This window comes from Cryobacterium luteum (assembly GCF_900110125.1).
Lineage (GTDB): Bacteria > Actinomycetota > Actinomycetes > Actinomycetales > Microbacteriaceae > Cryobacterium > Cryobacterium luteum.
Genome location: NZ_FOCN01000004.1, coordinates 1 through 19,701 on the forward strand (window position 1 = coordinate 1; position 19,701 = coordinate 19,701).

The following is a 19,701-nucleotide window of genomic DNA, read 5'->3' on the forward strand; positions in this document are numbered from 1 at the left end:
ATTCCTTCGCTCGCGAAGAACATGACGAGCGCGATGACGGTTCCCATCCCTATAAGCGCCCACCCAGGGACATACGACGGATCTCTGAGTACGCAGTCGGCTCCGATCAAGGCGGCAACAACTCCGAATGCGCATCCAACCACCACAGCAACACGGTGCTCGCCAGTCGCCCTCTTTTCATTGGGTCGAACGTTAGGCGGTGGAAAAACGAGAAAGCCCAGACACGACGCCAAGCCGCCGACTACCCACATCACGTCTGCAGCAATGTTCCCGTCGTCGAGTATGCGCCGAATGGCGATGGAACCCATGAAAAAACCCAAAACCACAATCACAAACCCCAGGTACGGGCGAAAGTTCACGGGTTACCTCCACAAGGACATGCTCCCAATCGGCGTTCTCTTCTGAAACTTCATGCTTATGCTCCTCCCACCAAAACTGTGAGTCCCAAGGGCTGGCGGGCGCCGTCTAATGCGCTCGCGTAGTCAATGGCCACGGGGTTTGCACGTAACATGATGCGGTGACGATCTCGCAAGCGATACTCGGATTTGCGGCAGTAGCCGCGATCCTCACGGTCATTCCCGGACTGGACACGACTCTGGTGCTTCGCTCTGCGCTCGTGCGGGGCCGACGTCAAGCCGTCGCGACAGCCTTCGGAATCGCGACCGGCGCGCTCATTTGGGGCGCGGCCGCAGCGCTGGGGGCCGCCGCGCTGCTCGCGGCCTCTCACCTCGCGTACCAAGTGGTGACCATCGGAGGCGCGCTCTATATGGGGTACCTCGGCGTCAGCATGATCGTCAAGAGCTTCCGCCGCACGGGCAATGGTCACGCCGCTGCTCTAACCGAATCGGCCTCCCTTTGGCGATCATTCCTTACCGGCACGTGGACGAACCTGCTCAACCCCAAGATCGGCGTGTTCTATATCGCCACCATCCCTCAGTTCATTCCAGAAGGCGCCTCCCCACTCGCTATGGGCCTGCTGCTATCCGCCGTTCACGCGCTCATGAGCCTGGTCTGGTTCGCCATCATCATCATCGGCGCGAATGCCGCGCGCCGATGGCTGGCCCATGCCCGAGCGCTTCGCATTATTGACCGGTTTGCAGGAACCGTGCTCATCGGATTTGGTGCCACGCTCGCCCTCGAGCACCGATAGGCAAGCCCTCCCCACCTGAACTTTGTCGGCGAGCGAGCGGACGTTCCAGCTGCCCCTGAAGATCATTCCCTCCAACGCACGATGCTGTGCCCTGATTCAGTCTCAACCAGAGATTGATCAGGTTCGTCCACTTGTCGGATCCGCCACGGAATCTGCCGATGACGAAGAACGCCGGCGACTAGCGTGGGAATCGACTCCGCCCGTACGGGGTCCGGATTGCGAACACATTAGAGCGCTTCCGGTCTAGCGAGCTCCCGCAGCGCTGTAATGTGCCCGTCAAATGCCGTGCGCCCTCGACATGTAAGCGAAACGGTGGTGGTGCGACGTGAGTCCGCTCGTTCAGGCGATGTCTGCTTCGAGGTGTGCACGTAGCCGAGTTCGATCAGGTTGCGAATCGTTTTGGAGAGGTTCGCTTCGCTCACATCGAGCGTATCGACGAGGGTGCTGAAACTGGCGGCGTCCAGCGGACGGAGGAGCGCACAGAGCCGCAGCCGTGTGCGTGCGTGGATCGCCTCATCGAAGCGTGGGTCAGCGGGCACGTCTCAGGTCCCGAGCGTATGCCTTGTCGTAGATCGCGACGCCAACGAGCATGAGTATGAACCCGGCGGACGTGGAAGCGATGATCCAGGAGCGTTCGCCGATCATTGCGAGGGCGAGGGAGGTGACGAAGGCTGCGACTATCAGGGCGCACAGTGCGATCAGCACTGCCAGGCTCACCGGACCGGCCGGGCGGTTGGTCGAGATCCCGGTCCGCTTGCGAAAGGCGTGATCGATGCCGACGAGGGCGATGGTGGCAAGCGCGGTTACGACGCTCATCGGGCCAGCCACGCCCGCCGCCGGCGAGGCGACTACTGCGGCAACCGCGAGAGCCTGTGCCGGAGCGGCCCACCACGTCTCAGCAGTGAACCGAGCTGCCAGACGGCGGCGATCGCCGTCGATCATGCCGAGCGCCTCGCGAGCGAACGCGGAGTCTGGCTCGTCGAAGTAGGCTCTGTCCATGCAATCAAGTGCATCACTTGCCTACTAGTTATGCAACTCCATTCGACTTCGAGTCTTGCGTTGAAAACGGTGTCAGTGGCCCTTACGCGTGTGGGACATTACCGGACGCTAGTCCCGCTAGTTCGCGTAGATGGGGCTTGCCAGCACGGAGAAGCGCGGTCAGTCCGTCGAGGTGCGAGTGCGCGCTGATACGCCGGCCTTTTGGCCCATCGCGGAACTGCTTGCCCTGACGTACGGGCCGCCCGCCGTGCGGGGGAGCTGGGGGACGCTCCGGCAGACATCTATGTACTCCTCGTCGGCAACCCGCCCCGTGGTGCTGTCAACGAGGCGGCACGCCTCGCCGGCACCAGTCTGGGGCGCAGTCTGGGGCGCGAAGTGAACGTGCGAATCGTGAGTGCGGCCGCGTGGGAGGCTGCCAGCACGGACCCGTTCTTGCGCACCCTGACCGAGCGTCCGATTGTGAGCCTTGAACTTCGGGAGGAAAACCCATGATCAACCGTGGGGACCGCGGTAGAGCCGAGGTTGACTTGCTTGTCAACCAAGGCCGCCGTACGCGGGTCGCTGCCAATCGTGACCTTGGCGAACGTCACCTAGCGCAGGCGCAGGTGCACCTCACGGCAGCAGTGACCCTGCGCGACCTCGATCCCGCCGGCGCGTTCACCCTCACATACGATGCGGCGCGCCTCGCGCTCGCGGCCAGGTGTCGTCTCCGAGAGACATGTGTCAGTCATCGAGCCGCAGCTCGTCAACGAGCTGCGCGACGCGTGCCCGCGCGACCGGCCCGAGTCCCTGCACCGGGCGGGGCAGACAGTTGGCTGCGACGAGCCCGAGATGCTCTGCGATCGCCGCGGTGACGCGATAACTGCCGTGGGCCGCAAATAGCGCCCACAGCGGTTGCAGCCTGGCGGATTCAGCCGAAGCCGCCGCGTGGTCACCGGCGAGTGCGGCACGGGTGATTGTCAGAGCGGGGACGGGAAGGGTGCCGCCGATAACGGAGTACCACGCGTCACAACCGGCGTTGAGTCCGGTCGCTGCGAAGCTGTCGCCCGAGACGCCAACCGTTACGGTGCCGGGGATCTGGTCACGGATCGTCCGCACGCGCGCGGCCGCGTCGTCAGGATCGGCTGGGACGCCGGGAATTTTGATTGATGCCACCTGCGGCAAGGTCGCAATCCGCGCGTAGAGGTCATCGGTGAACGTGACGTGTGTCGTGCCGGGATTGTCGTAAACCACAAGTGGCACGGATAGGTCGGCGGTGACATCTTTGAACAGGTCGAAAACTTCGTCGTCCCCGAGTGCTTGATAGGTGACCGGGGCGAGGAGGACCGCCCTCGCGCCGGCCTCCTGCGCGTCTTCCGCTAACTTCTGCACCTGAGAGGTTCGCAGAGCGCCGATCCCTACGATGACCGGAACCAGGCCGGCATGCCGAACAGCGACCTGAGCGACGCGACGCCGCTCCTCTCGATCGAAATACATATACGAGCCTGTCGATCCGAGCGCGGTGATCGAGTCGACTCCTGCAACGGTCAAGCGTTCGAGCAGACGGGTGTAAGCCGCCTCGTCGAAGGCGTCATCGCGGAGAGGGGTATGTGGGAAAGCACTGAGGCCGGTGAACATCGGCACTCCAATCCTGGGGTGTGAGAGTCGTTTGGGTGGTCGGGGCTGTGTGACGGTGCGGGATCCTGACGTTGGGGCCGAGCCGGCTCAGGTGCCCGGGTCTAGGGAGTCAGCCCCAGGAAAGCCCGCAGATGGCTGGCCCCGTCGACGGCGAGCGGATGTCTGGGTCGACTCAGTGTTTCAGCGGTCAGAACTAGTTTCTGACTCAGCGCGACTTCAGCGTCGCGCCGTTTGAGGCGGTCGACGCCGTTATCGCGGTAGCCAACCTTGCGCGATACCGCGAACGACGCGGGATTGTCGGTAAAGACCGCCGAGGTGACCTCGGCGGCCTCGAGGTGATCGAACATGAAGGCTGCAATGGTTTGACGCATCAGCGTTCCGATTCCACGGCCGTGATGTCTTCGGCCCAGCCACGAACCCGTCTCGCCCGTTCGAGTGACCGGATAGTCCCTGGTGGAGATACTCTGGCATCCGACAACTTCGCCGTTGAACCGGACCGTGGTCTCCAGCGTCCAGGACGCTGGCTTCATCCCCGCTCGCTGCGCCCAGTGATACTGCATGAGCCGCAGCCGCACCTCGTCAGTCGAGCCCAGGGTCCACGGAAAACCGAACGGCATCTCGGTCGGCGCATGAATTCCGGACTGGGCGAGCGCGACAAGGTCTGGTAGGTCGGAGTCGCGAACAGGGGTCAGGGTCACCGGGCCACAGGTGATCGTAAGTCCAAACGGCGGCCATAAGTCTTCTATCGGTTCTGGCATTTCATCAGCCTATTGGTCTTCAAAGGTGAGCCTCTGGTCGAACGGGAGGCCCTCGAGGACCCGGCGCCCAGGGCTACTGAATCTTTCGCTTCCACACTTTTGGCGCGGTGGCGACCTCAGCCGATTCGCTCGGCCAAAGCGACGATAATTCCTTCCGGGCCGCGCACGTAGGCCATACGCCAGACTCCCTCATACTGGCCGATGCCGCCGACCAGCCCGTACCCCTCCGAGGCCAGCCGATCAACCTGCGCCTGGAGGTCGTCGACTTCGAAGGACAGGCTGCGCAACCCGAGCTCGTTCGCCATTGCCGCAGGCGATCCGCGCTCAGGGTCGGGCCGCACAAAACTGGACAGTTCTACACCTGTATCACCGTCGGGTGTGCGCAACATGACGATCTCTGTGCGGGAATGCGGGATTGCGATCACCGTATCGATGAAGTCACCCTCCACGAACGTTCTGCCCGCGATCTCGAGGCCGAGTCCGACGAAGAACTCTGTCGCCAGGTCGAGGTTCTGAACGGTGACGCCGACGTGGTCAAACCGAAGGATTCGCGGCATGGGCTGAGCCTCCAATATCTCGTTCGACACGGTTACGACGGAGCCTACGTCGAAATCAGCACGATTCGTTCAGCGCGATTAGTACTGTCGCGATCAGTGCGCCAAGATCGACGTGGGGGCATTGTCGTGTTTGCCCGTTTCTGCGGGTTTCACTTCGCCGCGAACTTTGGGGATGACATGGAAGTTGCACAAGCTCAGGCCGACGTACGTCGCATCTACCGCGCCGGATTTCCAGGGCCGTTGGTTTCAGCCATAGTTTGGGCCGCGGCCAGTGTGGTCTTCACGTGGGGGTCGGTGGCTGCCGGCATGGCTGCGCTGTTCTTCGGTGGCATGTTGATCTTCCCGCTGAGCACCCTGCTCATGAAGCTGTTGGGCGGCCCGACCGCGTTACCGAAGGGGCATCCGTCAGCAGCGCTGGCTTTGCAGTGCGCGCTTACTGTGCCGCTCGGACTGCTCCCGGCCATCGTGCTCGGCAGTTATGAGCCTGTTCTCTTCTTTCCCGCGGCGCTTATCGTCGTTGGAGCGCACTATCTCGTCTTCATCTCCCTCTACGGCATGCGCATTTTCGCGGTTCTGGCCGGCGTGCTGATTGTGCTGGGAGTGAGCGCACTCTTTTTTGCGCCAGAATTCGGAGCCATCAGCGGCTGGCTGGGTTCCGGGGTCTTCCTGCTCTTCGCGGTGCTGTTGTTTCGGGCGCAGGACGAGGTGAGCGTCATCGGGTAGATTCGGCCCATGACGAAACCACAAGGCGTCGGCCCGTACGTGAAAGTGACGCAACGCGGGTGGCCCGAGTGGGTTGCCTTGATTGACGGGTTCGGCGGCAGGGAACTGGCTCATCCCGACATCGTGCCGCTCGTGCAGGATGCGATCGCGCATCTGGATCTGAAGAACCACGGGTGGTGGGCGCAGGGCATCACGATCGCATACGAACAGCACATCGGGCGCCGCATCCCTGGACAGCAAGGGGACGGCACGTTCGCAGCCAGTGCCAGCAAGTCGGTATCGGGCTCGATGGATGCGGCGATAACCGCTTGGATAGCCCTGGTCGCCGGGCGTACGTCGTTCAACGGGCTTGACGTGACGGATGAGCCCACCACTTCCGCGACCGCCAAGTGGCGTTATTGGCGTTGCCAATTAGAGGATGACTCCCGGGTCAATGTCACCGTCAACGAAACGGCGTCCGGCAAGTGTCGCGTTGCGGTGCAGCACAGTCAACTTGTCTCGCCCGAGGCGGCGGCTGAGTGCAAGACCTATTGGAAGACTCAACTCGCAGCACTCTGATCACGGCAGCGCCGCCGTGGTGAGTCTCGGTGCAGTGTCGACGGGGTCGAGGGTGTCGCACGGGGTGAACTTGCCGAGGCACTCGGCAATTTCGACGTGCGCAGAACACCTCGAACTCGGCCCGCTCCTCGGGGGTGGAGGGCCAGTAGCCGCGAGACCAAAACTTTTAGCGACCGGGGATCGAGGCCACCGCGTCGATCTCGACCAGCGCGCCTGCTCGCGCCGGGGTGACGGCGAGCACCGTGACGGCGGTGCGGCGATCTCCCCAGACCGCTGCGGTGGCGGCGTAGGCTTCACGGGGGTCGATGCCCGTGGCGAGATAAACCGTCAGTTTGACCACGTATTCGGGGCCGGTCCCAGCCTCGGCCAGCACGGCAAGCACGTTGCGCAGCGCCTGTTCGGTCTGCGCTCCCAGCCCGTCGAGCAGCGCGCCCGTGCTGTCGATACCGTTCTGACCGCCAACGTACAGTGTCGGTCCCGCCAAAGCGATCATGCCCTGCGCGAAGGCTGGACTGCGAAAAAGCCTGGGTGGGTCGATCGGTGTGGGGTGCGAAGTCATCGTGGTGTCCCGTGCGTCACTCGGCACGCAGGCCGTAGGTCAGCAGAGCATTGCCCTTGCTCGTCATCAAGGACTTCTGCAACGTCAGCCGGGTCAGGGGATCGGTTGGTTCGAACAGATGCCGACCTTCGCCCGCGATGACGGGGTGCGTCATCACGGTGAGGGAATCCAGCAGGCCAGCGAAGAATAGATGACGCACCAGCGAAATGCCGCCGACCAGCGAGATTTCGCCGCCCTCGGTGTTCTTCAGGTCGGTTACGAATTCGTTGAGATCGCCGGTGATCAGCGTGGAATTCTGCCAGGTCAGGTCCCCGGTCAGGGTGCGCGAGGCGACAAACTTCGGCACCGGATTGATGAAGGCCCCGAACGGGTCGTCATTCTCGGCGTTCGGCCAATAGTCTGCCCACTGTTGGTAGCCGACTCGACCGAGCAGCACCGCGTCGACGCGGTTGATCATGGCGGTCATTTCTCTGCCCAGCTCCTCGTCGAAACTGTCGAATTGCCAGAGATTCGGCGACTCCACCACGCCGTCGAGGGACATGAACAGGCCGGCGGTTAGTTTTCGCATCAGAGTTCTCCCAAAGTCGGTGAAATGCTAGTACCGATCAGCGCAGTCGGTCGAGATAGCGCAAAATGACACCCTCGCGCAGCGCCCACGGCGATACCTCGAGTTCCGTCGCTCCGAACGCCGCCATCGCCGCGCCGAGCACAATCCCTCCGGCGACGATCTGAAAGGTGCGGTCGGCGGTGATGCCGGGCAGGGCTGGGCGGGCTTCGGCTGGAATGCGTGCGAGACGGGGCACCCAGTCGTCGAGTTCGGTGCGGCCCAGCCGCAGTCGATCCGCGGCTCCGACGCCGTCGGACGTCGTTCCGGCCAGGCGCGCCAGTGAACGAATCGCCTTCGACGACCCGACGATGTGCTGCGGCGCCGGCAACTGCGCGAACGCACCCACCGCATCGCGCAGAACGGATGCCGCGTGCCCCCGAAGCGCAGACACCTCCTCCGGCAGCGGCGGATCGTGGTGCAGAAATCCGATCGTACTGCGCCCAGCGCCGAGCGGGAGCGACACGGCGACATCGGGAAATTCACTGCCGCCGGCCGCGATTTCCAGCGACCCGCCGCCGATGTCGAACAGCAGAATATTGCCGGCCGACCAGCCATACCAGCGTCGCACCGCGAGAAAAGTCAGCCGGGCCTCGTCTTCGCCCGACAATACCTGCAGGGCGACACCGGTCTCGCGTTCGACCCGGTCCAGCAACTCCGGGCCGTTGGTCGCATCGCGCAGTGCCGACGTGGCGAACGGCAGCAGTTCATCGATATTGTGCCGCTGGGCGACATCCGCTGCGTGCTGCACGGCGGAGAGGACTGCAGCGACACCCTCATCGTTGATGGCACCGTCGGGTGTGATGTAGCGCATGAGACGCAGCACGCTCTTGTCGGCGGCCATCGGCACGGGCGGAGCGCCTTCGTGCGCGTCGACGACCAACAGATGGACGGTATTCGAACCGACGTCGAGAACTCCTAGGCGCACATGTGTACGTTACAGCCTGCGGCGCCCTAGCGTTGGCTCGGTGCCACGAACCGCTGCCACGCCCACGCGCTGGCACAGAGCGCGGCGAAGGTTGCAGCGGCGATCCAGAGAGCCATCCCGGTTCCCTCGCTCTGCCATTGTTCGACCATGGGGGCGAGCGCCGCAAACAGAATTCCATAGCCGACGACGGTCAGGCCGGTCCACACGAGCGGCGACCAGGCCAGAATACGTCGCCCACTGGTATGGCCGACGGGCACCAGAATCAACACCGCTGAGCCGATTGCGGCCAGCACGATGGTGTTGCCCGTTTCCGCAGCGAGTGACGTGGCGAAAGTGCTCGCGCCGGGCAGCAGCGATCCCAGCGACCAGGCGAGCACGGCGAGCGAAGTGAGAGCGCCCACCCGCACGGCGGCGAGTTGGCCGCGCTGCGCAGTCGTGGGTTGTTGGGACCGGGGCTGCTGGGGCTGGAGCTGCGCGCCGGCCTGGCCACCGGCATCCGCTGTGGCGGTCATCGTGACGCTGCCGAGCAGACCGAACAACAGGGCGGGATGCACGTCGAACACCCGGGACGCGATCGCGGCGGCCGCGATCAGCAGCAGATAGCGCGGCAGAAAGGTGACCGTTCCGTGCAGCCGCAGCACGCGCGAACACCACCACAGCGGAACCAGAATGGCCACCGCGTTCACCAGAACCAGCCCGATGACCACGGCCACGAGCAGGCGCAGGTAGGCCGGCTGATCCACGACCGGCCCGGAGAGCATGACGAACGTCGCCGCGGCCAGCAGCGCGGCGCCACCGCGCAACCAGCGGTTGAGGCGCACCGTCGGGGCAACGTCGAATTCTTCGCGAATACGATTCCGTCCTGCCAGGGACGGAATTCCCCGCAGCGGTCGCCCACCGCGGGTGCGCGAGATAGTGCCGGCGAGCAGGCGCAGAGGCACCGCGATCAGCAGCAGGGCACCGACAGCGAGCAAGCCGGCCTGCAGCCAGGGAAACGGCGATCCGGTGCCGGTCGGGCCGATGGCCGCCGCAAACCGGGTCGGGTCATTCCACTGGCCGGGAAAAGCGGATGCCCCAACCTCGCCTGGCTCCGCAGCCTCCGGATCGGGAGAGTCGGCCTGCGGCCCCGGCGTCGACGACGGCGACGGCGGGGCCGTCGGGCCGGGCACAGCCACCGAGCTATCCGGTGATGGCGAGGCCGCTGGGCTCGGGGTCGGCGTGACCGGTGGCGTTGTCGCGTCGGACTCAGCAGGCGTCGGCGTCGTTTCGGCGATGTAGCTGACCGACCGGGGAGTGCTGCCCGCGCCGACGTTGCCGGCGACATCTTTCTGCACGGCGACGACCGAGTACGACCCGGCGGCCACGCCGCCGGCCGAGCAGCTCCAACTTCCTCCGGTCACCACAGCGGAGCAGACCGAGTACGCGCCGGCGAAGACCGTGACCGTTGCACCCGTTTCGCCGGTTCCGGTGTACTGGGTGCCGGCGATCGGAACCTGCGCACCGACACCGGGAGCCGTGAGGACCGGGGCATCCGGTGCGGTGACGTCGAACACGATCGTGACCGGCGCGCTCGCGTTCGACGATGACGGTTTACTGAACGACGAGGTCTGGCTCGCCGTAACGCCCCGGCTGCCATCGCTCAGACCGGAGAACAGGCAGGCCCAGGCGCCGGAACTGTCGACAGTACTGGTGCAGGTGTCATCGTTGGGCAGCGTTGCGGTCACGATGGCCTGGGGGTGCCCGGTTCCGCGCACCCAGCCGTTGGATTCCGGCCCGGTCAGGCCGCCGAGCACTGTCGGAGCGCCGAGCACGGCCACGGCGATCTCATCACTCAGCCCCGGAGCACCGGTCACGACGACGCGCAGCGTGATCGTGGGGCCGTTCTGCAGATAAACGTTGTCGCAGCTCCACGAAGTCGACGAATCGCCGACGATGCACAGCGGGTCCCCACCGCGCGGCGAGAGCAGCTGGATCTCCTGGTTGGCCGCCTTCGACCCGGACACTGTCGTGCGATTGCTGCCGATGAATTGGGCGTCGCCTGGGGTTTCGATCTGCGGACTCGTCCCGGGCGTGAGGGTCGCGTTCGGTACTGGGTCCTCGGTCGCCGCCGACGTCGACTGCGCCGCGGCCGGAACCGGAGCTTCTTCGGCCTGGGCGGTCGGCAGCACCGGCGCCGCGAGGGCCAGGGCACAGCCGAGCAGCAGGGCCGCGACCCATGCCAGGCTGCGCGAGTGTCGCGGGCGCGTCAAAGCGCCCGATCCCTCGATTCGAGCCGACTCAAACACCGCTCACCCCCTGCCCCAATTTGAGGGGCAGACAGCGCGAAAGTCAACCGTCCACGCCCGAAATGACGGAACAAACCCCGGGAATTCTTCCAGGCGCCTCCGCCCGCCCGAAACGTGACACCCTTAACGCGAAGCGGATGCCCAGCCCGAGACCGCCGAGGAAAGCCGCACCCTGATGAATCCCACGCCCAGCTCACCCTCCTCCCGCGCCGTCGCCGCCCGCGACTGGGAGCACCGCGCCGGTGAGCTCGGCGATCGCCTGCCGACCGGGTTCGAGGTGGCCGTGGCCACCTCCGCCTTTCAGGTTGAGGGTGCCGCCCGTGACGGTGGCCGCGGCGACAGCGTCTGGGATGCCTTCAGCCAACAGTCCGGGCGCATCCGCGACGGCTCCAACGCCTCCGTCTCCGCCGACCACGTGAAGAACTATGCCGACGATACCGCCCTGTTGCGCGACCTCGGCGTCGATTCCTACCGGTTCTCCTTCGGCTGGACCCGGCTGCAGCCGGACGGTCGCGGGGCGCTGCACCGCAACGGACTCGCGTTCTACGATCGTCTGCTCGACGCGTTGCTGGCCGACGGCATCCGTTCAACCGCCACGCTCTCGCACTGGGACACCCCGGCGGCCCTGCGCGGCGGCTGGCTGAACCGCGACACCGCCGGTCGCTTCGCCGACTACGCCCACGCGGTGGGGGAGGCGTTCGGCGACCGCCTCGACGCCTGGATCACCCTGAACGAGCCAGCCACGGTCACCGCGAATGGCTACGCCCTCGGCACCCACGCGCCCGGTCGAGCACTGCTGTTTGACGCGTTACCGAGCGCGCACCATCAGCTGCTCGGGCACGGACTCGCGGTGCAGGCGCTGCGCGCCGCCGACGTGCGCGGGCGCATCGGCTTGGTCAATTCGCACACCCCCGTGCAGTCCGCAACTGATCGGGACCAGGACCGTTCCTATGCTGCGCTCTACGACCTGATGGTGAACCGCCTCTTCGCCGACCCGGTGCTGCTCGGTCGCTTCCCTGACCCGCTCGAACCGTTCGCCGTCGAGCTGCGCAGCATGCTCGAGACCGACCCCGCCGACCTCCGCACGATTCACCAGCCGCTTGATTTCTACGGCCTGAGCTACACCGAACCCGCCCGCGTAAGCGCCGGCCCGACGGTGCGCACAACCCCCGAGGGCCAGCCCATTCCCACCCCGTCGTGGCCGTTCCACTTCGAACCGTTTCGCGAACACCCCACCACGTCGACCGGCGCCGTCAATGCACCGGAATATGTGGCCGTAGCGCTCGCCGAACTGGCCGGTCGATATGCCGACCTGCCTCCCGTCTACCTCTCACTGGCCGGCGGTGCCTTCTTCGATCAAGCGGATGCCCGCCACCAGGTGCACGACCCCGCCCGCATCGACTACCTCGCCGAACACCTCGTCACGGCCCTCGACGCGACCGTGCCCGGAGCCTCGGCCGAAGCTATCGACCTCGCCGGCGTCACCTTCTGGTCACTGCTCGACGCCTTCGAATGGGATGCCGGTTACACGCAGCCGACCGGCCTCGTGCACGTCGACTTCACGGACGACCGCCGCACGCGCACCCCCAAGCAGAGTTTCCGTTGGTTGCAGCACGCCCTGGCCAACCGCTGACGCAGACGAGTCAGGGTGTGCGGCGCCGCAGCGTCACCGACCCCAGCACGACCGCTCCCACGATCCACGCGCCGATGATGAGCAGCTCCCCGCCGACATAGGCGGCGTCCTGCGCGTCGGTTGCGACCGCCTGCAACGCGTCGATCGCGTGTGACAGCGGCAACCAGTCGCTGATGGCACGCAGCACATCGGGCAGCTGGTCACGCGGCAGAAAGATACCGCCGAGCAGAATCTGCGGAAACACCAGCGCCGGCATGAACTGCACCACCTGAAATTCCGTGCGGGCGAACGCGCTCGCGAGCAGGCCGAGCGTCGTGCCGAGCACCGCATCGGCGACCGCGACCGCAAGCAGCAGCCAGATCGATCCGCTGATCTCGAGCCCGCACACCCACACCGCGAACCCCACGGCCACCGAGGACTGCGCCACCGCGAGCAGCCCGAACGCCAGCGTGTACCCGAGGATGAGGTCGCCCTTGCCGAGCGGCATCGACAGCAGGCGCTCGAGCGTGCCGGTGCGGCGCTCGCGCAGGGTCGTGATGCTCGTCACCAGAAACATCACGATGAACGGGAACAACGCGATCATGCCCGGCCCGATCGTGGCGAAGACGGGCGTGTCAGAGAAAATCCAGGCGAGCAGCCCGATCAGCAGGCTCGGCACCACGAGCAGCAGCGCGATCGTGCGCGGGTCGTGCCGCACCTGGCTGAGCACCCGGCCGGCCGTCGCGAGCGTTCGCTGCGGGTTCATGAGTCGCTCCGGTCGCTTGAATCAAGCGGATGCTTCCGGATCAGCGCCAGGAACGCCCCCTCGGTATCCTCGGTGCCGGTCGAAGTAAGCAACCCCGCCGGGGTGTCATCGGCCAGGATCTCCCCGTCCCGCATCAGCAGCAGCCGGTCGCACCGGCTGGCTTCGTCCATCACGTGGCTCGAGACGATCAGGCTCGTTCCCGCGGCGGCGAGCTGGTGGAACAGGGTCCACAGTTCCACCCGCAGCAGCGGATCGAGGCCCACGGTCGGTTCGTCGAGCACGAGCAGGTCGGGGGACCCGAGCAGAGCCGCGGCCAGAGACACTCGGCTGCGCTGCCCTCCGGAGAGCGATCCGACCAGCTGGCCAGCCTGACTCGTGAGGTCGGTCAAGGACAGGACCCGCTCGACATCGCTGCGCGGGGCTCCCAGCACGGCACGAAAATACTGCAGGTTCTGCCGCACGGTGAGGTCGTCGTAGACGCTCGCGTCCTGCGTCACATACCCCACCCGGTGGCGCAGCGACGCCGACCCGGCCTCCCGCCCGAGCACCGTCACCGTGCCGGACTGCACCACCTGCACCCCGACGATTGTTCGGAGGAGGGTGGTCTTGCCGCATCCGCTCGGGCCGAGCAAGCCCACTACAACGCCGCGGGGAACACTGACCGACAACCCGTGCAGCACCGGATGCTTCCCCCGTCGCACGTGCAGATCGGTCACCTCGACCGCGGAGGCGGATTCGTTCACCATGATCGAACTCTCCGCCGCTGCACCCTCCATGTCAAGCTGACAACGCGCGATTTCCTGCTTCCTCGTGCGCCCAGAGCTTGCTTGGAGTGTTATGGGAAGCGGGTGGGAGCCTCCGGGGTCGCGGTTAGTATAGGCAGGTACGCACGGGGGGTCGTTTTGGCCAGTTCATGTCTCCGTGCCAACCTACACATCGTGCCAATTTGCAAGGAGACGCTGCCATGGAATGGCTCATCCCGGTTTTGATCGTTGTCGCACTCGTCGCCATCGTGGGTATCTACCTGTGGTCGACGTACAACTCCCTCGTGACGCTCAACGTGCGCGTCGACGAAGCGTGGAGCGACATCACGGTGATGCTCAAGCGTCGTGCCGACCTGCTGCCCAACCTGATCGAAACGGTCAAGGGCTACGCAGCACACGAGAAAAGCGTTTTTGAGAACGTGACCAAGGCTCGGGCCGAGACGCTGTCCGCGCAGGGCCCGGCCGACGCATCCGCTGCTGAGAACCACATGCAGACCGCGCTGAAGAGCATCTTTGCCGTGGCCGAGGCCTACCCGCAGCTGCAGGCCAGCCAGAACTACCTGCAGTTGCAGGGCGCGATCGTCGACACCGAAGACAAGATCCAGGCCGCACGCCGGTTCTACAACGGTGGCGTGCGTGAGATGAACACCAAGATCAAGGTGTTCCCGAACCACCTGTTCGCCGTCAACCTCGGTTTCACCGAACGCGAATTCTTCGAGGTGGCCGACTCCGCAGCGATCGCGGAGCCGCCCCGCGTGCAGTTCTAACGGAGCACTAGATGTACAGCGCGATCGCCAAAAACAAACGCAATACCGTCTTCATCATCATTTTCTTTCTCGCCCTGATCACCGGCCTCGGCTGGCTGGCTGGCGTGGCCTACGGCATGAACGGGTATACCGCCCTCATCCTGACGCTCGTGATCGCCTCTGCCTACGCGTGGTTCCAGTACTTCGCGGCGGGTCGGCAGGCCATCTCGATGAGCGGCGGAATTCGGGTCAACAGCCAGTCCGATCACCCGCGGCTGTGGCGTACGGTCGAGAACCTGTCGATCACCACCGGTACGCCGATGCCGGAGGTTTACATTATCAACGACCCGGCGCCGAACGCGTTCGCCACCGGCCGCGACCCCCAGCACGCGATCGTCGCCGCCACCACCGGCCTGCTCGACATCATGGATGACGCCGAACTCGAGGGTGTGATGGCGCACGAGATGGGCCACGTGCGCAACTACGACATCCGGCTGTCGATGATCGTGTTCGGCCTGGTCGTCGCCATCGGATTCGTGTCTGACATCTTTCTGCGCATGGCTTTCTTCGGCCGTAACAACAACAGCAACGGCAACCCGGTCGTCATGGTCTTCGGACTCGTCGCCATGATCGTGGCTCCGCTGATCGCGACGGTCGTGCAGCTCGCCGTGTCCCGGCAGCGTGAATACCTGGCGGATGCGACGGGGGCGTTGACCACGCGCCACCCCGACGCCCTTGCTTCGGCACTGGCCAAGCTCGGCGAATATGGCCGCCCGATGAAGAAGCAGAACACCTCGATGGCTCACCTGTGGATTGCTGACCCGCTCAAGAAGGGCGCCATGGCGAAGCTGTTCGCCACCCACCCGCCCCTCGAAGACCGCATCGAGCGTCTCACAGCTATGGGCAGCAAATTCTGACCTGACTACCGCAGCTCGGCGGCCAGACCGTCAGCCAGGTTGCCTCGGGGAACGACAACGATTTCATCGAGCCCCTGCCACGCAGCCGCCTCCCGCAGTACCTGTGCGAGCCGACCGGCAGCATCCGCTGGGGCAGCTGGTTCGGCCCAGGCCGCCTGCACCCGCAGCACTCCCGCCTGGCGGTCGTTCTTGAGGTCGACCCGGCCGACGACCGTGTCGTCGAGCAAAATAGGCAGTGAGTAGTACCCGTAGATCCGCTTGCGTTCCGGCGTGTAGATCTCGATGCGATAGTGAAAGTCGAACAGGCGCAGGGCTCGGGCGCGTTCCCAAACCACCGGGTCGAACGGCGACAATATGGCCTGGGCGTTCATCGCCCGGGGTAGCCGTGCATCCCGATGCAGCCAGGCCGCACCAGCCGCGCCGCGTGGCCCCCAGCCGGGAACCTCCACCGCAAGGAGTTCGCCGGCCTCGGTCAGCTCGCGAACAGCCAGCAAGGTCGGCGCTGACTTCAGCCGAAAGTAGTCCGCGAAGTCCTTGACCGTGCCGATGCCGTGAGCGCGAGCCGAGCGGCGCACCAGCTCGCGGTGGGCATCCGCTGTCGAAATAGTTTGCCCGAGCAATTCGGCAGAAAACACCTGCTCCGGCAGGGCATACACCCGTTCGAAGCGGATGCGCCCAGCGCTCACCACATCGCCCCACCGGAACAGCACCTCGAGCCCGGTCTTCACGTCGGACCAGCCCCACCACGGCCCACTGCGTTTGTTCGCGTCGTGCTCGATCTCGCTGGCCCGCATCGGCCCGTTGGCGGCCAGTTCGGCCAGAAGCCAGTCGAGCATCGGCTGGTTGGCTTGCGACCAGGCCTCCGGGGTGCGGGCGGAACGGTCGCGATACTGCTGCATGCGCCAGCGGAACAGCGGCCACACGTCGATCGGTAGAAAAGAAGCTTCGTGCGCCCAGTATTCAGTGAAGCGAGCCTCCCGCCCGGTCGTGAGGCGGTCAAGCTGTGCCTTGTCGTAGGGGCCAAGTCGGCTGAAGGCCGGCATGTAGTGGCTGCGTTCGAAGACATTGACCGAATCGATCTGCAAGAGTTCGAGCCGGTTCACCAGGGCGGTCAGCTGGCGGATGCCCGCGGCAGTGGTCGGGCGCGCACCGAAGCCCTGTGCGACCAGCGCAATTCGCCGCGCCAATGCGGGCGAGATCGTCGCAGGGGAGACTGTCTGAACCATCGTTTCGACTCTATCCGGCGAATTGTTTGCCCGCCATGAGGCTGCCTCATTATCCGTGACGTTGCTCCGGGAGTGGCGCGTCATGCGGCCACGCCGCAGTCCTAGACTGATCGGGTGAGTGAATCTACGGGCAATCCGGGCGCACGCGCTCTGTTACGTCTGCGCCGGCGGCGCACCGCTGAGCGCGCACGCGCCAACACTGATCCGGCCGGATCCGACCTCGTCCTGGCCCCGGTGGAGGTACTCACGCCGAAACCCGTGTCGAATGGTGTCGACGAAAACCTGCCGTCGGGCATCCGGTTGGCCGGTGCGTGGTCCTGGCGGTTGATTGTGATCGCTGCGGCCATCGCCATTTTGATCTTCCTGGTCATTCAATTGCGGCTCATAGTCATTCCGCTTCTCGTCGCGGTGCTGGTGTCCGCCCTGCTCGTTCCCCTCGTCGCCTTTCTGGTGAGACACCACTGGCCTAAAGGGCTCGCCGTTGCGACAGCGATGGTTAGTACCCTCGTGCTCGTCGCCGGGCTGGTCACCCTCGCCTCCACGCAAATCGCCGAGGGCACCGTCGGCCTGACCGACCGCCTCAACCGGAGTTTTGACAGCCTGAAGTCCGTTCTGGCCGCTTCTCCGCTTCAATTGTCAGAGTCTGAGATCAGCGACTACCTTCAGCAGGCATGGACAGCCATCCAGAATGACAGCGCGGTGTTCATCAGCGGTGCACTCTCGGTAGGAAGCACTCTCGGGCACCTGCTCACCGGGCTGCTGCTCGCCCTGTTCAGCCTGCTGTTCATTCTCATTGACGGCAAAGCGATCTGGGGCTGGATTGTGCGATTCTTTCCCCTGCGTGCCCGTGCCGCCGTCGATGGAGCCGGCATCGCCGGCTGGACCACCCTCGGCAACTTCGCTCGCGTGCAGATTCTGGTCGCGTCGATTGACGCGGTCGGTATCGGAGTCGGTGCCGCCCTGCTCGGAGTGCCGATGGCCATCCCGATCGGCATCCTGGTGTTCCTGGGCTCCTTCGTTCCCATCGTCGGGGCGGTAGCCACCGGTTCTGTTGCCATCGTCATCGCCCTGATCTTCAACAACTGGGCCGTCGCCCTCGCCATGCTCGGCGTCGTGCTGCTCGTGCAGCAGGTAGAAGGACACGTTCTGCAGCCTTTGATCATGGGAACCGCCGTCAAGGTGCATCCGCTTGCCGTCGTGCTCGTGGTCGCCGCCGGAGCTCTGCTCGCCGGAATTCCGGGGGCACTGTTCGCCGTTCCGATCGCAGCGGTGCTGAACGCAATGACGAGTTATATCGCCGGCGGCACCTGGCGCTCGAGTCCGCCGGCGGCGGTGTCTTCGACCGGATCGGTGTTGTGGCAGACGGTGCCGCAAAGCCGACCGGGTTACCGACCGACGGGCGCACCGGCTCGCACCGCACGAATGCGGCCGCAGAGCATCCGCACAACCCGAAACGGGTCCGCTCGCAGCACGCCCTCAGATTTGAGCGCACCTCGCGCCCCGCACGACAGTTCGGAGAACTAATCCATGCCAGAGACCACCCTCGCCGCGCCCACCCTCGCCGAATTCGAAGCCGCGCGCGCGGTTGTCGCCCGGGTCGCCGATGTCACCCCGATGGAGAGTTCGCGGTACCTCGCCGACGTACTGGGCGCGCCGGTGTACCTCAAGTGCGAAAACCTGCAGCGCACCGGTTCATACAAGATTCGCGGCGCCTACAACCGCTTGTCCAAACTCACCGACGCGGAGAAAGCACGCGGCGTCGTTGCCGCTTCGGCCGGCAATCACGCCCAGGGCGTGGCCTTCGCCGCGCGCGAGCTGGGAATCAAAGCCACCATTTTTATGCCGGTCGGCGTAGCGCTGCCCAAGCTGTCGGCCACGCGTGACTACGGTGCCGAGGTGATTCTGCGCGGCACGACCGTCACCGAACCGCTCCTCGCGGCAGCTGAATACGCACGCGAGACCGGCGCGATCCTCATTCCGCCGTTTGACCACGCGGATGTTGTCACCGGGCAGGGCACTCTGGGGCTGGAAATCCTCGACCAGGTGCCCGATCTTGACACGGTCGTCGTTCCTATCGGGGGCGGCGGGCTGATCTCCGGTGTCGCCAGTGCGCTCAAGCAGCGTGCCGCCCGGGACGGACGCCACATCCGGGTGATCGGGGTGCAGGCCGAGAACGCAGCCGCCTACCCGCCGTCCCTCGAGGCCGGTGAGGCCATGATGATCAACATCCTGCCGACCATCGCCGACGGCATCGCCGTAGCCAAGCCCGGACTGCTCAACTTTGAAATCGTGCGCGACACCGTCGACGAGATCGTCACGGTCAGCGAAGATGACACAGCGCGGGCGCTGCTCGTTCTGCTTGAACGCGCCAAGCTCGTCGTCGAACCGGCCGGAGCCGTAGCCGTCGCCGCTATCCTGGCGGGCAAGGTCACCCCGACCGGGCCGACCGTCGCCATCCTCTCCGGCGGCAACATCGACCCGTTGCTGATGCAGCGGGTGATCAGCCACGGCCTCGCCGCGTCGGGTCGTTACCTGACCCTGCGCATCATGCTGCCGGACCGCCCGGGCCAGCTGGCCCGCATCTCCGAGCTGCTCGCCGAGGCTACCGCCAACGTCATCGAGGTACTGCACACTCGGCACGGGGTCGGTCTGCGGATCAGCGAGGTCGAACTCGATGTCAGCGTTGAGACGCGGGGCCCAGAGCACCGCCAGCACGTCGTCGACACCCTGCGCGCGGCCGGCTACGACCCGCAGATCGACTAGTCGCGCTCTTTCGGGCGCCGTCCCGGCCCGTTCGCGTGGCGAATTCAGGAATTCCGCCAGCAGATACTGTGACCACCCTGTAAGCACGACAGGCACCCGGGCATTTTGGCACAGAATTCCTGAATTAGCCACGGCGGACGCCTACCAGCGCGCCGGAATTTGGGGCCGC

21 protein-coding genes are annotated in these 19,701 nt (G+C 65.3%); 8 read left to right on the forward strand and 13 right to left on the reverse strand.

Going from position 1 to position 19,701, the window contains the following annotated elements:
* Positions 1 to 359: hypothetical protein (locus BMW72_RS18960; protein WP_208598213.1), on the reverse strand; the 359-nt coding region annotated here is incomplete at its 3' end.
* 158 nt (positions 360 to 517) lie between these two features.
* Here BMW72_RS18960 and BMW72_RS05715 point away from each other — a divergent pair.
* Complete coding sequence (locus BMW72_RS05715; protein WP_092108201.1) at positions 518 to 1,150, forward strand: LysE family translocator; 633 nt, start codon at positions 518 to 520, stop codon at positions 1,148 to 1,150.
* A gap of 227 nt (positions 1,151 to 1,377) precedes the next feature.
* On the opposite strand, the gene BMW72_RS05720 is transcribed toward BMW72_RS05715, so the two are convergent.
* From BMW72_RS05720 to BMW72_RS05740, 5 genes are all read right to left on the reverse strand, one after another.
* The gene (locus BMW72_RS05720; RefSeq protein ID WP_092108203.1) at positions 1,378 to 1,689 is read right to left on the reverse strand and encodes a transcriptional regulator; all 312 of its coding nucleotides are present in this window, start codon (positions 1,687 to 1,689) and stop codon (positions 1,378 to 1,380) included.
* Positions 1,679 to 2,149, reverse strand: a complete 471-nt coding sequence (locus BMW72_RS05725) for a hypothetical protein (RefSeq protein ID WP_092108205.1) — start codon at positions 2,147 to 2,149, stop codon at positions 1,679 to 1,681. The genes BMW72_RS05720 and BMW72_RS05725 overlap by 11 nt, the downstream gene beginning before the upstream one ends.
* 723 nt (positions 2,150 to 2,872) lie before the next feature.
* Positions 2,873 to 3,766 carry a dihydrodipicolinate synthase family protein gene (locus BMW72_RS05730; protein WP_092108207.1) on the reverse strand — a complete coding sequence of 298 codons (894 nt, stop codon included), beginning with the start codon at positions 3,764 to 3,766 and terminating at the stop codon, positions 2,873 to 2,875.
* 101 nt (positions 3,767 to 3,867) lie between these two features.
* Positions 3,868 to 4,524: a GNAT family N-acetyltransferase gene (locus BMW72_RS05735; RefSeq protein ID WP_092108209.1), complete on the reverse strand. Its 657-nt coding sequence runs from the start codon at positions 4,522 to 4,524 to the stop codon at positions 3,868 to 3,870.
* A 116-nt stretch (positions 4,525 to 4,640) separates the two neighbouring features.
* Positions 4,641 to 5,081 (reverse strand): VOC family protein, encoded by a 441-nt coding sequence (locus BMW72_RS05740; protein ID WP_092108211.1) that lies wholly within the window; start codon positions 5,079 to 5,081, stop codon positions 4,641 to 4,643.
* 177 nt (positions 5,082 to 5,258) lie between these two features.
* Between BMW72_RS05740 and BMW72_RS05745 the strand changes: the two genes are divergently transcribed.
* Both BMW72_RS05745 and BMW72_RS05750 read left to right on the forward strand, forming a co-directional pair.
* A complete protein-coding gene (locus BMW72_RS05745) occupies positions 5,259 to 5,804 on the forward strand; it encodes a DUF7010 family protein (RefSeq protein ID WP_134361292.1) in 546 nt (181 codons plus the stop codon).
* Between the two features lie 9 nt (positions 5,805 to 5,813).
* Positions 5,814 to 6,362, forward strand: a complete 549-nt coding sequence (locus BMW72_RS05750; protein WP_092108215.1) for a hypothetical protein — start codon at positions 5,814 to 5,816, stop codon at positions 6,360 to 6,362.
* 166 nt (positions 6,363 to 6,528) lie between these two features.
* Here BMW72_RS05750 and BMW72_RS05755 read toward each other — a convergent pair whose 3' ends face one another.
* Genes BMW72_RS05755 through BMW72_RS05770 form a run of 4 tightly spaced genes read right to left on the reverse strand, consistent with a single transcriptional unit; the run spans position 6,529 to position 10,702 of the window.
* The gene (locus tag BMW72_RS05755; RefSeq protein WP_092108615.1) at positions 6,529 to 6,921 is read right to left on the reverse strand and encodes a RidA family protein; all 393 of its coding nucleotides are present in this window, start codon (positions 6,919 to 6,921) and stop codon (positions 6,529 to 6,531) included.
* Positions 6,922 to 6,937: 16 nt separating this feature from the next.
* The gene (locus BMW72_RS05760) at positions 6,938 to 7,489 is read right to left on the reverse strand and encodes a dihydrofolate reductase family protein (protein WP_092108217.1); all 552 of its coding nucleotides are present in this window, start codon (positions 7,487 to 7,489) and stop codon (positions 6,938 to 6,940) included.
* Positions 7,490 to 7,526: 37 nt separating this feature from the next.
* Positions 7,527 to 8,453: a Ppx/GppA phosphatase family protein gene (locus BMW72_RS05765; protein WP_092108219.1), complete on the reverse strand. Its 927-nt coding sequence runs from the start codon at positions 8,451 to 8,453 to the stop codon at positions 7,527 to 7,529.
* A gap of 26 nt (positions 8,454 to 8,479) precedes the next feature.
* Positions 8,480 to 10,702, reverse strand: coding sequence for a hypothetical protein (locus BMW72_RS05770; RefSeq protein WP_134450359.1), 2,223 nt, complete (start codon positions 10,700 to 10,702; stop codon positions 8,480 to 8,482).
* A gap of 211 nt (positions 10,703 to 10,913) precedes the next feature.
* Here BMW72_RS05770 and BMW72_RS05775 point away from each other — a divergent pair, with 211 nt between their 5' ends.
* Positions 10,914 to 12,371, forward strand: a complete 1,458-nt coding sequence (locus BMW72_RS05775) for a glycoside hydrolase family 1 protein (protein WP_092108223.1) — start codon at positions 10,914 to 10,916, stop codon at positions 12,369 to 12,371.
* Positions 12,372 to 12,381: 10 nt separating this feature from the next.
* Here BMW72_RS05775 and BMW72_RS05780 read toward each other — a convergent pair whose 3' ends face one another.
* Together BMW72_RS05780 and BMW72_RS05785 are read right to left on the reverse strand one after the other, a co-directional pair.
* Positions 12,382 to 13,116, reverse strand: a complete 735-nt coding sequence (locus tag BMW72_RS05780) for an ABC transporter permease (protein WP_092108225.1) — start codon at positions 13,114 to 13,116, stop codon at positions 12,382 to 12,384.
* Complete coding sequence (locus tag BMW72_RS05785; RefSeq protein ID WP_092108617.1) at positions 13,113 to 13,862, reverse strand: ABC transporter ATP-binding protein; 750 nt, start codon at positions 13,860 to 13,862, stop codon at positions 13,113 to 13,115. Before BMW72_RS05785 ends, BMW72_RS05780 begins: the two co-directional genes overlap by 4 nt.
* 218 nt (positions 13,863 to 14,080) lie before the next feature.
* On the opposite strand from BMW72_RS05785, the gene BMW72_RS05790 reads away from it, so the two are divergent.
* Positions 14,081 to 14,647 (forward strand): LemA family protein, encoded by a 567-nt coding sequence (locus BMW72_RS05790; protein ID WP_092108227.1) that lies wholly within the window; start codon positions 14,081 to 14,083, stop codon positions 14,645 to 14,647.
* Between the two features lie 11 nt (positions 14,648 to 14,658).
* A complete protein-coding gene (locus BMW72_RS05795; RefSeq protein ID WP_092108229.1) occupies positions 14,659 to 15,543 on the forward strand; it encodes a M48 family metalloprotease in 885 nt (294 codons plus the stop codon).
* A gap of 5 nt (positions 15,544 to 15,548) precedes the next feature.
* On the opposite strand, the gene BMW72_RS05800 is transcribed toward BMW72_RS05795, so the two are convergent.
* Positions 15,549 to 16,769, reverse strand: coding sequence for a winged helix-turn-helix domain-containing protein (locus tag BMW72_RS05800; protein ID WP_092108231.1), 1,221 nt, complete (start codon positions 16,767 to 16,769; stop codon positions 15,549 to 15,551).
* A gap of 114 nt (positions 16,770 to 16,883) precedes the next feature.
* Between BMW72_RS05800 and BMW72_RS05805 the strand changes: the two genes are divergently transcribed.
* Entirely contained in the window at positions 16,884 to 18,293 is a 1,410-nt protein-coding gene (locus BMW72_RS05805) for an AI-2E family transporter (RefSeq protein WP_241983886.1), read from the forward strand.
* A 3-nt stretch (positions 18,294 to 18,296) separates the two neighbouring features.
* A complete protein-coding gene (gene ilvA, locus BMW72_RS05810; protein WP_092108233.1) occupies positions 18,297 to 19,532 on the forward strand; it encodes a threonine ammonia-lyase in 1,236 nt (411 codons plus the stop codon).
* Positions 19,533 to 19,701: the final 169 nt, after the last annotated feature.

What these genes read in the sequence shown, in the direction of transcription:
- BMW72_RS05725 (WP_092108205.1), bottom strand. Translation starts at nt 2,149, where the DNA reads ATGGACAGAGCCTACTTCGACGAGCCAGACTCCGCGTTCGCTCGCGAG.
- BMW72_RS05730 (WP_092108207.1), bottom strand. Translation starts at nt 3,766, where the DNA reads ATGTTCACCGGCCTCAGTGCTTTCCCACATACCCCTCTCCGCGATGAC.
- BMW72_RS05780 (WP_092108225.1), bottom strand. Translation starts at nt 13,116, where the DNA reads ATGAACCCGCAGCGAACGCTCGCGACGGCCGGCCGGGTGCTCAGCCAG.
- BMW72_RS05785 (WP_092108617.1), bottom strand. Translation starts at nt 13,862, where the DNA reads ATGGTGAACGAATCCGCCTCCGCGGTCGAGGTGACCGATCTGCACGTG.
- BMW72_RS05790 (WP_092108227.1), top strand. Translation starts at nt 14,081, where the DNA reads ATGGAATGGCTCATCCCGGTTTTGATCGTTGTCGCACTCGTCGCCATC.
- BMW72_RS05745 (WP_134361292.1), top strand. Translation starts at nt 5,259, where the DNA reads ATGGAAGTTGCACAAGCTCAGGCCGACGTACGTCGCATCTACCGCGCC.
- BMW72_RS05760 (WP_092108217.1), bottom strand. Translation starts at nt 7,489, where the DNA reads ATGCGAAAACTAACCGCCGGCCTGTTCATGTCCCTCGACGGCGTGGTG.
- BMW72_RS05735 (WP_092108209.1), bottom strand. Translation starts at nt 4,524, where the DNA reads ATGCCAGAACCGATAGAAGACTTATGGCCGCCGTTTGGACTTACGATC.
- BMW72_RS05750 (WP_092108215.1), top strand. Translation starts at nt 5,814, where the DNA reads ATGACGAAACCACAAGGCGTCGGCCCGTACGTGAAAGTGACGCAACGC.
- BMW72_RS05775 (WP_092108223.1), top strand. Translation starts at nt 10,914, where the DNA reads ATGAATCCCACGCCCAGCTCACCCTCCTCCCGCGCCGTCGCCGCCCGC.
- BMW72_RS05740 (WP_092108211.1), bottom strand. Translation starts at nt 5,081, where the DNA reads ATGCCGCGAATCCTTCGGTTTGACCACGTCGGCGTCACCGTTCAGAAC.
- BMW72_RS05800 (WP_092108231.1), bottom strand. Translation starts at nt 16,769, where the DNA reads ATGGTTCAGACAGTCTCCCCTGCGACGATCTCGCCCGCATTGGCGCGG.
- ilvA (WP_092108233.1), top strand. Translation starts at nt 18,297, where the DNA reads ATGCCAGAGACCACCCTCGCCGCGCCCACCCTCGCCGAATTCGAAGCC.
- BMW72_RS05795 (WP_092108229.1), top strand. Translation starts at nt 14,659, where the DNA reads ATGTACAGCGCGATCGCCAAAAACAAACGCAATACCGTCTTCATCATC.
- BMW72_RS05755 (WP_092108615.1), bottom strand. Translation starts at nt 6,921, where the DNA reads ATGACTTCGCACCCCACACCGATCGACCCACCCAGGCTTTTTCGCAGT.